The organism is Flavobacterium akiainvivens, assembly GCF_001278115.1.
GTDB classification, from domain to species: domain Bacteria; phylum Bacteroidota; class Bacteroidia; order Flavobacteriales; family Flavobacteriaceae; genus Flavobacterium; species Flavobacterium akiainvivens.
Genome location: NZ_LIYD01000005.1, coordinates 1,874,133 through 1,887,663 on the forward strand (window position 1 = coordinate 1,874,133; position 13,531 = coordinate 1,887,663).

Consider the following 13,531-nt stretch of genomic DNA (forward strand, 5'->3'; position numbering starts at 1 on the left):
ACGGGTGTATTGCCTTTTTTCATAACTTTAGGTACAACAAACAATTAACCTATTTTATTATGAAAAAACTTTTAGCAATGGCCCTGCTGGCAGCATGCCTGGCTCCCGCAATGGCAACCGCACAAACCGAGGCCGAAATGAAAGCCTGGGAAGCCTACATGACTCCCGGTAAAGAACACAAAATGCTGGCTGAGGAAACCGGCAGTTGGACTGCCGAAATGACCTTTTGGCACGAGCCCGGCGCACAGCCCCAAAAAGCTACTACTACCGCCGATGTAAAAATGCTTTTTGACGGAAAATACCAGGAAGGTAACTACAAAGGCAATGTTATGGGTCTGCCGTTTGAAGGCAAGAGCCTGATATCTTTTGATAACGCTGCCAAAGAATTTACATCAATATGGATAGACAACATGGGAACCGGCATGATGGTTATGAAAGCCAAGCCGGGCAAAGATGCCAAGGTGCTTAACTTTACCGGCACCATGGTTAACCCGGTTGATGGCAAGCCCACCCCTTTTCGTGAAGTATACACCATTGTAGATGCCAACACCCGCAAAATGGAAATGTTTGACACTAAGAACGGCAAGGAATTTAAAAGCATGGAAATTGTAATGAAGCGTAAATAATTTTACGCTTTTAAAATATTGAAATCCCGCCCTGTGCGGGATTTTTTTACTTAAATCACTATACCACTTGCAGAAAATGGTTCAGCAGGAAAACCGCAAATAGAAATAGCTTCTTCATCTATTTCAACAATTGGGAATATATTATCAAGATAATCGTTATCAAAAAAACAAAGCAAGAGCGTTTCATTCAGCCTAAATAATTTTATTTCGCGCCCTTTATGGCCTAACCTGTTGTTTACCTCCTGTATATAAGGTTTTTCTTCAAGGATAATATTAAATACTACATTAATTTTGTGTCCATTCCACACAATAGTATATTTCAGGCTTCCAATATCACTATCTGTAAGGTCTGTCTTTGTAGGTAAAAGTTTAAGATAGTCTTTCCTAACAGTAACGTCTTTTGTAGTGTAACTATCTTTCAAAAAAGTAACGTGTTTACCAACCTCAGTAATCCTTAACCTGTCATCAGCTACAAAATCTAAAGATATAGGCTGCTGCTTAACATAATCCTGCCTGATAAGCCTCTTTACATAGCCGTCTTCTTCGTCTAATTTGTGGCAGGCAATTATGCCTTCCTCAAATGTAATGAAAGTAGGGCTGCCGTAATCGGAGGGTTCTTTAACTTCAAGCCAGATGCCATCATAATTTTCCATATCCAAATATAGCCAAAGTTATTATACAACATTAATTGAAAGAACACACCCCTAACCCCCTCTCAAGAGGGGAACAGCTACACCCATACTCAAAAAAAATCCGTGCAAATCCGCTCAATCCGTGTCATCCGCGTTCCATTAAAAAACCTTTCATAATCACAAATAAATCATTAATTTTGCGCCTTAAACACAACAGCACAAAACAATGATCCATTTCTTCGGAAACCAGACCAATACGGTTTTTGCGGTACAGGCGCAAAACGAACTTTCGGCAGAGGATATTTCAAAACTAAACTGGCTTTTTGGCAACGCACATAAGATAGAGAAATCCGCCCTTGCGGATTTTTTTGTTGGGCCGCGCGCCACCATGATTACACCTTGGAGCACCAATGCCGTAGAAATTACCCAGAACATGGGAATAGAAGGCATTCTGCGCATTGAGGAGTTCTTTAAGGTTGACGAGGCCGACGCCAAATTTGACCCCATGCTTTCGCAAAAATACAACGGGTTGGGCCAGGACATTTACACCATAAACATACAGCCGGAGCCTATCCTTGAGATAGACGACATTGCGGCTTATAACGAAAAAGAAGGCCTTTCGCTTAGTGCAGACGAAGTGGAATACCTTAACAACCTTGCCAAAAAACTGGGCAGGAAATTAACCGATAGCGAGGTTTTCGGCTTTAGCCAGGTAAACTCAGAACACTGCCGCCACAAGATTTTCAACGGTACGTTTGTTATTGATGGCGAAGAAAAACCGTCATCGCTGTTTAAGCTTATCAAAAAAACATCTCAGGAAAACCCTAACGATATTGTTTCTGCCTATAAAGACAACGTGGCGTTTATTAAAGGCCCACGCGTACAGCAGTTTGCACCTAAAAGCGCCGATAAGCCTGACTTTTATGAAGTAAAAGAGTTTGACTCGGTTATCTCGGTAAAGGCCGAAACCCACAATTTCCCTACCACGGTAGAGCCGTTTAACGGTGCTGCAACGGGCAGTGGCGGCGAAATCCGCGACAGGCTTGCAGGTGGCCAGGGTTCGCTTCCGTTGGCAGGTACGGCTGTTTATATGACGGCTTACTCGCGCCTTGAAGAAAACCGCCCATGGGAAAACGGTATGGACGAGCGCAAGTGGCTGTACCAAACCCCAATGGACATCCTGATAAAAGCATCTAACGGTGCATCTGACTTTGGTAACAAATTCGGGCAACCGCTAATTTCAGGTTCGGTACTGACTTTCGAACATGAAGAGGCCCCCTCTAACTCCCCCCAAGGGGGAGAACAAAACCCACGTAAACTGGGCTTTGATAAAGTAATTATGCTTGCCGGTGGTATTGGCTATGGTAAAGAAAGCCAGAGCAAAAAACAAAAACCGCAGGAAGGCGATAAAGTAGTGATATTGGGTGGCGAAAACTACCGCATTGGTATGGGCGGCGCTGCCGTATCAAGTGCTGATACGGGCGAGTTTGCCTCGGGTATTGAGCTTAACGCCGTACAGCGTAGTAACCCAGAAATGCAAAAACGCGCTGCCAACGCCGTTCGTGGCCTGGTAGAGAGCGACAACAACCCTATAGTTTCTATTCACGACCACGGTGCGGGCGGGCACTTAAACTGCCTTAGCGAACTTGTAGAAGAAACCGGCGGGCTTATAGACCTTGACAAACTGCCTGTGGGCGACCCTACCCTTTCGGCCAAGGAAATCATTGGCAACGAAAGCCAGGAGCGTATGGGCCTTGTTATTGGCCAGAAAGATATTGATACCCTGCAACGCATTGCCGACCGTGAGCGCTCGCCAATGTACACAGTGGGCGAGGTTACCAACAACCACCGCTTTACGTTTGAAAGTGCCACTACAGGTGCAAAACCTATGGATTTTGCGCTTGAAGATATGTTTGGTTCATCGCCTAAAACGGTAATGACCGATAAAACGGTTGCGGCTAATTACAGCGATGTTGCGTATTCTCAGGAAAACATACACAGCTACCTGAATCAGGTGCTACAGCTTGAAGCTGTTGCCTGTAAAGACTGGCTTACCAATAAAGTAGACCGTTGTGTGGGCGGCCGCGTTGCAAAGCAGCAATGTGCAGGCCCTATACAGCTTCCGCTGAACAACGTTGGCGTTATGGCGCTTGATTTTGCCGGTAAGGAAGGTATTGCCACCACCATAGGCCACTCGCCTGTTGCTGCGCTGGTTAACCCTGCTGCCGGTAGCCGTACTGCCATTGCCGAATCGTTGTCAAACATTGTTTTCGCCCCTCTTAAGGATGGTTTGAAGAGCGTATCGCTTTCAGCCAACTGGATGTGGGCTTGTAAAAACGAAGGTGAAGACGCAAGGCTTTATGAAGCGGTTGAAGCGTGTTCAGACTTTGCAATCGAACTGGGCATCAACATCCCAACGGGTAAAGACTCGCTTAGTATGAAGCAAAAATACCCTACCGGCGATGTAATTGCCCCTGGTACGGTAATCATTTCTGCTGCCGGTAACTGTAACGACATTACCAAAGTGGTAGAGCCGGTACTGAAACGCAACGGCGGTAACATTTACTACATTAACCTGAGCAACGACAGCTTTAAGTTGGGTGGTTCAAGCTTTGCACAGGTATTGAACAAAGTAGGTAACGATGTTCCTGATATTACCGATGCAGCCAACTTTAAGTCGGCGTTCAACACAATACAAGACCTTATAAAAGACGGCAAAATTGCAGCCGGTCACGATATAGGCAGCGGTGGCCTTATTACCACCCTGCTTGAAATGAGCTTTGCCGAGGTTAACCTGGGCGCTGAGTATGACCTGACCAACCTTAACGAGGCCGATACGGTTAAGGCGCTTTTCGCAGAAAACATTGCCCTTGTTATACAGGCCGATGCATCTGTAGAGGCTCAGCTTGCCGCTAACGGTGTAAACTTTACCAAAATAGGCCAACCTAAGGAAGGCGGCGTAATAACCGTTAAAAACGGCGCTACTGAGTTAACTTTTGATGTTGCCGAAACACGCGACACATGGTACAAAACCTCTTACCTGCTTGATCGCAAACAAAGCGGCGAGCAGAAAGCTAAAGAGCGTTATGTAAACTATAAATCACAGCCGCTGGTATACAGCTTCCCTACCCATTTTGATGGTAAGAAAGTCGTTATTGACAGCAGCAAGCCAAGGCCAAAAGCCGCCATCATACGTGAGAAAGGGTCTAACTCGGAACGCGAAATGGCAAACGCCATGTTCCTTGCCGGTTTTGATGTTAAGGACGTACACATGACCGACCTTATCAGTGGCCGTGAAACCCTTGAAGACATTCAGTTTATTGGGGCTGTGGGTGGTTTCTCAAACTCAGATGTACTGGGTTCTGCCAAAGGATGGGCGGGTGCGTTCCTTTACAACGAAAAGGCTAAAACGGCGCTTGAGAACTTCTTTAAGCGCGAGGATACGCTATCGGTAGGTATTTGTAACGGCTGCCAGCTTTTTATAGAACTTGGCCTTATAAACCCTGACCACGAAGTGAAGCCGCGTATGCTGCACAACGACAGCCACAAGCACGAGAGTGCCTTTACATCGGTTACCGTGCAGGAAAACAACTCGGTTATGCTAAATACGCTTGCGGGCAGCATCCTGGGTGTATGGATTAGCCACGGCGAGGGTAAGTTTGAGCTTCCGTACACCGAAGATAAATACAGCGTTGTGGCCAAGTATGCTTACAACGGCTACCCGGCTAACCCTAACGGCTCTCACTTTGACATTGCCATGATGAGCAGCAACGACGGCCGCCACCTGGTTATGATGCCGCACATTGAGCGCTCTATGTTCCAGTGGAACTGGGCTTACTACCCTGAAGACCGTACCGACGAAGTTACGCCTTGGCACGAAGCGTTTGTAAATGCTCGTAAGTGGATTGAGAACCGATAGTTGAATTTTTAGATTGTTCGATTATTCGACAGTTCGACTTTAAGACGAAAGATAATAGATGAAAGACGCCTCTAGGAATGGGGGCGTTTTTGTTTTGTTAAAATACCTAATAATAGGGATTTACACAAAAGTAATTCTTATATAATTTTAACAAAAAAAACATTATGTCTCCTTCAGTTATAATAATACTTATAATCTCACTTTCGGGAATTTTGGGTGGACTCACAAATTTCTACACTATTAATGAATTTAAGTCTAAAAAAGAATCTCAAAGAAATTTAATTAAGTCTATATTGCTAGGAATTTGCGCCTCATGCGCAGTTCCATTATTTCTTCAAGTATTATCCAATAATTTATTAGACATTCCTACTGAGGAAATTACAACAGGTACAAATCAAAAATACCCTATAAAAAACTATTTCATTTTAGCAGGATTTTGCATCATAGCAGCCGTATACTCAAAACGTTTTTTAGACGATTTATATGATAAAATAAATAAAACTAAACAGGAGGTAGAAGAAGTCAAAAAATCTGCTGAACAGGCGAAAGAGGTATCAGTGGCTGCAAAAGAAGCATCTACACAAGCACAAGAAGCTTCTACACAAGTTGCTAATTTTATCGAACTTGAACTAGCAGAAGAAGCCGACGACGACGACGACGACCAGAAAGAACAAATAACACTTGAGACTATAAAAAATTCTACTCCATTGATAAATGGCCACAATAATATCGATGAAGCCGACTTGAAAAAAGTTTTGAAAAATATGCAGGATTCAAAATTTAAAGATAGAAGTATCAATGGATTAATCAGAGGCACCAAACTTTCTGAAGAAAAAATTAAGCCTATAATTCAATCATTCATTGAGAATAATGTTGTTAATCCTACGAGATGGTATGGTAAAGAATTCTACAGACTTACAAGAAAAGGAAAAAAGTTAGAACTCTAAATCAAAGACTATTTCAATGTTTCGCAAATAATCTCATCGGTTGTTTAAAATCAACTAATAATACAAGGGATACCAAACCAAGTATTATTCGTAATTTCCTGTATTTTTGTTATGACTAACACCCCACCCCATGGCAAAAAACAAAACCACCGAAACCGAAATAAACGTTACCGACTTCATTAACTCATACGTTGACAACGACCTTAAAAAGGCCGACAGCTTTAAACTCATTGAGTTGATGCAAAGTTGGACAGGATTTGAACCTAAAATGTGGGGGCCAACCATTATTGGCTTTGGCAGCTACCACTACAAATATGCCAGCGGCCATGAGGGCGATGCACCTATGCTTGGGTTTTCGCCACGCAAGGCTGAGTTTTCACTCTATGTATATTCGCCGGTTGCCGGTAGCGAGCAACTGTTAGACAGCCTGGGTAAATTCAAGATGGGCAAGGCGTGCATTTACGTTAAAAAGCTGTCGGATATTAATATTGATGTGCTCGAAAAAATCTGCAAAATTACTATTGCCTACCTTAACGAACACCATGAATGTGCTGCTTGCAGGCAGTAAACCTAAGCCTTACTTTTTTGTCGGGATAGTAGTATAACGTATGCAAGCACGATACTAAAATTCATAAAATATTCCCTACATTTACCTTAGTAACAAACCAATCCTCATGGAACTTTATAAAAAAATCCTCTTTAAATTATTCAAAATACTGCCCATTACTGCCGGGGTGGCAATAGTAATTGGCTGCATAGTGCTGCTATTTTTAAACGACAAGCCCACACAACTTACTGAAAAAGAATTTATAGATAAAGCGATTGAAAACCACATATCAAGCTTTGCAGAATACGACAACACTTTTGTAATGGACCTCGATTCCGGTAAAAGGTATGCACACGAATTTAAAAGCTATGAGCAGGCCAGTGTTTTTAAAGACCTGATAATGGAAAAATTTGGCACCATTAGCACCGGTTCTTCTTATTATGAAACAGATTACAATCAATATTATCTTGGAGTTATAGGCGGTACTATATGTGTAGCTTTTTCAATATTGCTGTTTTATGTAACTGTTGTACTGTGGTTTGTAAGCCTGTTTGACTTGCTTAAAAGCGAATTCATTGAAAACCACAATAAATGGATGTGGCTTATTTGCTTACTACTGCTGCCATTTATAAGTCCCCTTTTTTATGCTTTTATTGCATCAAAACAAAAAAGGCCCGTAAATTTGGCGCAGCAGAACCTTAAATAAAAATGCCCTTTAAACTCTTACAAATATTCCTTATACTGGTATTCGTTACCCTTGTTATTTCTATACTTGATAGCCGCAGGCGTTTGTGGGCTACCAACCGAAACGGCAGGGCGTTTACAGTACGGGGCATTATACTGCTTGGGGTTATTATACTGTTTTTAGTGTTTTCGCTACTGCGTTAACGTTGCGGTTTGTCATTTCGACCGAAGCGCAGCGTAGTGGAGAAATCTCAAATTTAGAGATTCTTCGACTCCGCTGCGCTTCGCTCAGAATGACAGAACCTGAAAAAAGGACCGCATAAGAATCCGCGTAAATCCGTTTAATCCGCGTTCCATAAAAAAACAAAACCCCGGCCTAAACCGGGGTTCATATATTATTTCTGTCTTTTAAGTTCCCTTGCAAGGAGTGTGTTTTTAAGCAGCATGGCAATGGTCATGGGCCCTACACCACCCGGAACCGGGGTTATAAAGCTGGCTTTTTTGCTCACGTTTTCAAAATCAACATCCCCACGGATTACATAACCTTTTTCGTTGGCCTCATCCGGAACACGGGTAATGCCCACGTCTACAATCACGGCATCGTCTTTTACCATTTCGGCTTTAAGATAGTTAGGTACACCCAGCGCGGTAATGATAATATCGGCCTGTGTGGTTATCTGTGCAATGTTTTTAGTATGGCTGTGCGTAAGGGTAACTGTACTGTTACCCGGCCAGCCCTTACGGCCCATAAGTATGCTCATGGGGCGGCCCACAATGTGGCTGCGGCCTATAACCACGGTATGCTTACCTGCGGTTTCTACATTATAACGCTCCAAAAGCTCAAGTATACCAAACGGCGTTGCCGGAATAAACGTAGTCATATCAAGCGCCATTTTACCAAAGTTCTCCGGGTGGAAACCGTCAACGTCCTTGCTTGGGTCTATGGCCATAAGCACCTTTTGGTCGTCTATCTGTTTCGGTAGCGGAAGCTGCACGATAAAACCGTCTATATTATCATCCTGGTTTAGCTCTTCAATTTTTTGAAGCAGCTCCAGTTCGCTAATAGTAGCAGGCAGTTTTATAAGGGTGCTTTCAAAGCCCACCTTTTCGCACGATTTTACCTTGCTGCCCACATAGGTAAGGCTTGCGCCGTCGTTACCTACAAGTACAGCAGCCAGGTGCGGCACCTTTTCGCCATTGGCCTTCATTTTAGCCACGGCCTCGGCTATTTCAACTTTAATGTCTTCAGAGACTTTTTTACCATCTAATAGTTGCATTGTTGTTTGTTTCAAGTTTCAAGTTTCAGGTTTCAAGTTTTGCCACTCTTATCCTAAAACTAATGTAGTTAAGTATTGTTGTTTTTTATATGCTTCAGTCAGTATCGGTTCGAGTAAGCAACTTGAAACCTGAAACTTGAAACCTGAAACAAATTTATCAGCTTCGCTGCTATGGTTTCATCCCCTTCATGCCGCCCATCATACGCATCATGTTCTTGGCTCCGCCACCCTGCATCATCTTCATCATTTTGCTCATCTGGTCAAATTGCTTAAGCAGTTGGTTTACCTGCTGTATGCTGGTTCCGCTACCTTTTGCAATCCTGTTTTTGCGTTTAACGTCAATAAGCGAAGGCTTGCTGCGCTCTACCGGTGTCATGCTGAATATTATGGCTTCGATGTGCTTAAAGGCATCATCTTCAATTTCTACATCTTTAAGGGCTTTGCCAGCTCCGGGTATCATGCCTATAAGGTCTTTCATGTTACCCATTTTTTTAACCTGCTGTATCTGCGCAAGGAAATCGTCAAAACCAAATTCGTTCTTGGCAATTTTCTTTTGTAGCTTACGTGCCTCTTCTTCATCATACTGCTCCTGGGCACGCTCAACAAGCGATACCACGTCGCCCATACCAAGAATACGCTCAGCCATACGAGACGGATAAAATACATCTATCGCTTCCATCTTTTCGCCCGTACCAATAAACTTAATTGGCTTATCTACAACCGACTTGATAGAAATAGCCGCACCACCGCGGGTATCGCCATCAAGTTTGGTAAGGATAACACCGTCAAAGTTTAGCCTGTCGTTAAACGCCTTAGCGGTATTAACAGCATCCTGGCCGGTCATAGCATCTACTACAAACAGCGTTTCCTGTGGCTGTATGGCCTGGTGCACGCGTGCAATCTCGTCCATCATTTCTTCGTCAACCGCAAGGCGGCCGGCGGTATCTACAATTACCACATTAAAACCGTTTGCTTTGGCGTGCTTAATAGCGTTTTGGGCAATTTCCACAGGGTTGCGGTTGCCTTCTTCGCTGTATACTTCAACGCCTATCTGCTCACCCACCACGTGCAGCTGGTTAATGGCCGCAGGGCGGTATATATCACACGCTACAAGTAGCGGCTTTTTGTTCTTTTTTGTTTTAAGGAAGTTAGCAAGCTTGCCTGAGAAGGTAGTTTTACCACTACCCTGAAGGCCGCTCATCAATATAACGCTTGGGTTGCCGCTAAGGTTTACACCTGTAGCATCGCCTCCCATAAGCTCGGTAAGTTCGTCTTTAACAAGCTTAACCATAAGCTGGCCCGGCTGCAGGGTTGTAAGTACGTTTTCACCTATAGCCTTATCGCGCACACGGGTGGTAAAGTCTTTGGCAATCTTAAAGTTAACGTCGGCATCAAGTAACGCACGGCGCACCTCTTTAAGGGTATCAGCCACGTTAACATCAGTAATCTTGCCGTGGCCTTTCAGTATATGAAACGCTTTGTCTAATTTATCGCTTAAATTATCAAACATCTTTTTAGAATAGTTTACAGAAGGTGCAAATTTAAGAATTTGATTTTGAAGGTACAGTATGCCTTTGACAAAAAAATCAGCCTTTTACGGCTGATTTTCCCTACCTAAATATATACTATGAAATGGGGAGTTTAAATACCAAAGTATTGAAATGACCCCCACCTATAAATATAACAGGCAATTTAGTATTTACCCCCCTATTATCATAACATTTTAACATAAGGTTTTATAAAAATAACCATAAAATAAAAATACCGGCTTTGTAGGGCCGGTATTGTAATAAAAGCTTAAAAAACACACTATTTTACACCTTATTATGCAAGCTTTTATTTTTATAAGATTGTTATATTTAACATATTTAGAGGTATGCCTCCAATACTGAAATAAATATACTGAGCCTGTAATTAGCAGTAACACATCATTTAGTATTTGCAGGCTCCTGCCGAGCATTAACGGGTTGTGATTTATTATTCTGTTTTTATATTTTATCAGCTAAAAACGAAAACTTTATAAATGAAAAAAACCGGTTGGCAGACCGGTCTTTTTTCGGAAAAAACTTGAATATTTAAAAAAAACACAACTATATCTAAATAAGGTAAACAACTTGTGCGCTGTTTATATTCTATAGTCTTTACGGTTTTAAAAAGGTTGCGTTTGGTTTAAAAAATATTTTTATTTTTTTTACTCACAGCAGGCATCAAGTTCAAAAAGCCCAGTAATTTCGGCCTGTGTAAGTACTTTATTGTAAATAGCTACATCATCTATAGTGCCTTTAAAACCTTTACCTATAAATAATGATGTTACTGCGGCTGGTGCAACTGTGCCTAAATTGCTTGTTTCCTGTAGTACACCATTTCTATAAATAGCAATTTCGCCATCAGCCTGACTGTACGTAGCGGTTAAATAATGCCATACACCGGCACGCGCCTGCACTTCTGCATCACAGTCAAAGTTTTCTGACTGCATCTCGTCCCACGCACCGTTATTGCCCGTAGAAAATGTAGCTCTTAGACAATCATAGGTATTAACCGACCAAAACCCCGACTGATACGGATAGCCTATACCTCCATTTGTAGCTATAAGTGACTGGTATGCACCACCCGATACAGCATCAGGCTTGTACCAAAGTGAAACCGATAACTCGGTAAGGCCATCTAATGCCGCTACACTTTGCGTGGAAAGGAAAGACGTATCGGTACCATCAAACACAAAGGCACACTGGGGGTTACCATCCCTGTCGGCACCGGGCTGTACACCCCCGGCAAGGGTAAGGTTAGCCGAACCGGCGGCATCTAAAAGGTTTCCACTACCAAAAGTATAGGCCGTTACAAGGCCATCCTGAAGCGCCGTAGGGATACATGAAGACTGCTGAACGGGAGCCGAATCATCATCGCTACACGACACAAAAACAGCACCGGCAAACGCGGCACTAAGCACTACAAATCTGATTTTCTTTTTCATAATATATTATAGGTTTTTATTTACACATACAACAGGTAAACAAGCCTAAACCCTAAGTAAAATAAGGCATTTTAACAATTATGACAATAAAAAAACCGGTCTGGGAAATGACCGGTTTTTGAGTTGGAAAAAAACTTGAATATTTAAAAAAACACAACTATTCCATACATGTATTACAGTCGCCTTCAAGCTCAAAAAGGGTTTGCACCTCAGCTTGCGTAAGCACTTTTTTGTAGACCCTCAGGTCGTCTAAAAAGCCTGTATAATTTTGCCCTATATAATAGTCCAGGGCGCTGATGCCTATATCGGCACTAAATGTTTCACTGTTTTGCAACACCCCGTCGCGATACAGCCTTGCGGTATTGTTTACATCAAAAGTTATAACCAGGTGGTGCCAGTTTTCGGTATCCTGCCAAAGGGTTTGGTCAGCATTCCAATTGTTATCCCATACCTGGGCAGATGGCGTTCCAAAAAGCGGCGTGTTACCATCATAAACCGAAAGGTTAAACCCTCCCTGCTGCCCCTTACGGAACAGGTGCTCATAGTCAGACGGGTTTGTATTCTGCATCCTGAACCACAGGCTTATACTAAACACATTACCCTGTATAAGGGCGTTTTGCTGGCTTGTAGCTACCTGTAGCTGCTGGCTGCCCGTAAATGATATTGCACATTGCGCATTGCCACTCCTGTCTGCCACATAAGCCGGGTTACCAGTTGATGTTACCGTACTGCCGGCCAAATCTTCTATGCTGTTGCTAAACGTCATATACAGTATAAGGTCGTCCAGCAATATGCCTGGGTTGTTACACCCGCCAGGCACATTTACATTACAGGCATCAAAAGCGGTGTATAATGCGCCTTTAAGCTCAAGGTTAGTATTTGCCGTTAACTGTTGCCCGTTAGCCGTTAAAGACATTGGGTAGCCCATGGCATAATATTCGTTAGGCCCCAGCCCCTGCAAAAACCCCTTAAGGCTTTGGTTGCTGGCTATAGCATAAGTATTTTGAACCTGAAAACTACTGTTGTAAGCATATACCGTTACCGGAAAATTTATTGCCATACAACCGGCAGGCTGGTTTGCTGCTACATCAAGCAGGGTAGTAACCTCGCTTGTTGGGCTAAGCGCCTCTGAGTTATCTTCAAAAGACAACTCTTCCTGGCAGCTTACCATAACAGTAGCCACAATTAATGCTAAAAACCATTTTACTGTCACCTTCATTTATCCCTATTGGTTTTGGTATAAACAATTATGTTACACAATACCCTACCTGCTAAATAGAATATTTTTTATTTAGTTATTAATTATTTTTTCAAACGCCTTCCGGGCGCTTCCGCGAAAGAACACTTCGCCGCAATATGTATACCCCATTTTTTCAAACAGGTACAGCATGGCCGGGTTATCAAAATTGGTATCGGCCTTTACACTGTTAATGCCATTGCTTAGCGCAAACTGCTCTATCTGCCTGAACATTTCTGCTGCCAGGCCTTTACCTAAGTACCCTTCAGCAATAGCTACACGGTGAAACACCACAAAATCGCCATTACTAAGCCATTTGCCATCAATACCGGCATAAGCGGGCTCATCATTAATTAAAAGCGCGGCATAGCCCAGTATTTCCTCGCCATCTAACAGCACATAGCCTGCGCCTTTTTCAATATCATTTGTAATAACATCCGGGTTTGGGTAACCGTCCTGCCACTGGTTGCTGCCGTCTTTTTTTCGGCGGGCAATGGCCTGTTGCAGTATATCCCATATTTGCGGCAACTCATGCAGGGCTGCCTTCCTAAACGTATAATTCATGTTTGTAATCAGAAATTTACTGCAAAAGTCTTAAGATTTAACCGATTGGCAATCTCAATTGGCAAAAAAATAACCGGCCCTTATGCAAAGCCGGTTATTAAGGAAAAAATTAAGACGCGATTTTTTT

The 13,531-nt window shown here is 42.9% G+C and carries 12 protein-coding genes; 6 read left to right on the forward strand and 6 right to left on the reverse strand.

Features of this window, described 5'->3' with window-relative positions:
- The first annotated feature begins 59 nt into the window (after positions 1 to 59).
- Positions 60 to 626, forward strand: a complete 567-nt coding sequence (locus tag AM279_RS08310; protein WP_054407521.1) for a DUF1579 domain-containing protein — start codon at positions 60 to 62, stop codon at positions 624 to 626.
- A gap of 50 nt (positions 627 to 676) precedes the next feature.
- Here AM279_RS08310 and AM279_RS08315 read toward each other — a convergent pair whose 3' ends face one another.
- Complete coding sequence (locus AM279_RS08315; RefSeq protein ID WP_054407522.1) at positions 677 to 1,279, reverse strand: hypothetical protein; 603 nt, start codon at positions 1,277 to 1,279, stop codon at positions 677 to 679.
- A 205-nt stretch (positions 1,280 to 1,484) separates the two neighbouring features.
- Here AM279_RS08315 and purL point away from each other — a divergent pair, with 205 nt between their 5' ends.
- The 5 genes from purL to AM279_RS08340 all read left to right on the forward strand — a co-directional run bounded on the left by purL (position 1,485) and on the right by AM279_RS08340 (position 7,559).
- On the forward strand, positions 1,485 to 5,177 hold the full coding sequence (gene purL / locus AM279_RS08320) for a phosphoribosylformylglycinamidine synthase (RefSeq protein WP_054407523.1): 3,693 nt from the start codon (positions 1,485 to 1,487) through the stop codon (positions 5,175 to 5,177).
- 164 nt (positions 5,178 to 5,341) lie between these two features.
- Complete coding sequence (locus AM279_RS08325) at positions 5,342 to 6,124, forward strand: YEATS-associated helix-containing protein (RefSeq protein WP_054407524.1); 783 nt, start codon at positions 5,342 to 5,344, stop codon at positions 6,122 to 6,124.
- 130 nt (positions 6,125 to 6,254) lie between these two features.
- Entirely contained in the window at positions 6,255 to 6,692 is a 438-nt protein-coding gene (locus AM279_RS08330; protein WP_054407525.1) for a DUF1801 domain-containing protein, read from the forward strand.
- 106 nt (positions 6,693 to 6,798) lie between these two features.
- On the forward strand, positions 6,799 to 7,377 hold the full coding sequence (locus tag AM279_RS08335) for a PLD nuclease N-terminal domain-containing protein (RefSeq protein ID WP_054407526.1): 579 nt from the start codon (positions 6,799 to 6,801) through the stop codon (positions 7,375 to 7,377).
- Positions 7,378 to 7,379: 2 nt separating this feature from the next.
- On the forward strand, positions 7,380 to 7,559 hold the full coding sequence (locus AM279_RS08340; RefSeq protein ID WP_054407527.1) for a hypothetical protein: 180 nt from the start codon (positions 7,380 to 7,382) through the stop codon (positions 7,557 to 7,559).
- A 191-nt stretch (positions 7,560 to 7,750) separates the two neighbouring features.
- Here the strand turns inward: AM279_RS08340 and AM279_RS08345 are convergent, their stop codons facing one another.
- The 5 genes from AM279_RS08345 to AM279_RS08370 all read right to left on the reverse strand — a co-directional run bounded on the left by AM279_RS08345 (position 7,751) and on the right by AM279_RS08370 (position 13,404).
- Positions 7,751 to 8,632, reverse strand: coding sequence for a bifunctional 5,10-methylenetetrahydrofolate dehydrogenase/5,10-methenyltetrahydrofolate cyclohydrolase (locus AM279_RS08345; protein WP_054407528.1), 882 nt, complete (start codon positions 8,630 to 8,632; stop codon positions 7,751 to 7,753).
- Between the two features lie 169 nt (positions 8,633 to 8,801).
- Positions 8,802 to 10,142, reverse strand: coding sequence for a signal recognition particle protein (gene ffh / locus AM279_RS08350; RefSeq protein WP_054407529.1), 1,341 nt, complete (start codon positions 10,140 to 10,142; stop codon positions 8,802 to 8,804).
- A gap of 681 nt (positions 10,143 to 10,823) precedes the next feature.
- Positions 10,824 to 11,603 (reverse strand): LamG domain-containing protein, encoded by a 780-nt coding sequence (locus tag AM279_RS08360; RefSeq protein ID WP_054407531.1) that lies wholly within the window; start codon positions 11,601 to 11,603, stop codon positions 10,824 to 10,826.
- A 157-nt stretch (positions 11,604 to 11,760) separates the two neighbouring features.
- Positions 11,761 to 12,822, reverse strand: coding sequence for a LamG domain-containing protein (locus tag AM279_RS08365; RefSeq protein WP_054407532.1), 1,062 nt, complete (start codon positions 12,820 to 12,822; stop codon positions 11,761 to 11,763).
- Positions 12,823 to 12,894: 72 nt separating this feature from the next.
- Positions 12,895 to 13,404 (reverse strand): GNAT family N-acetyltransferase, encoded by a 510-nt coding sequence (locus AM279_RS08370; protein ID WP_054407533.1) that lies wholly within the window; start codon positions 13,402 to 13,404, stop codon positions 12,895 to 12,897.
- Positions 13,405 to 13,531: the final 127 nt, after the last annotated feature.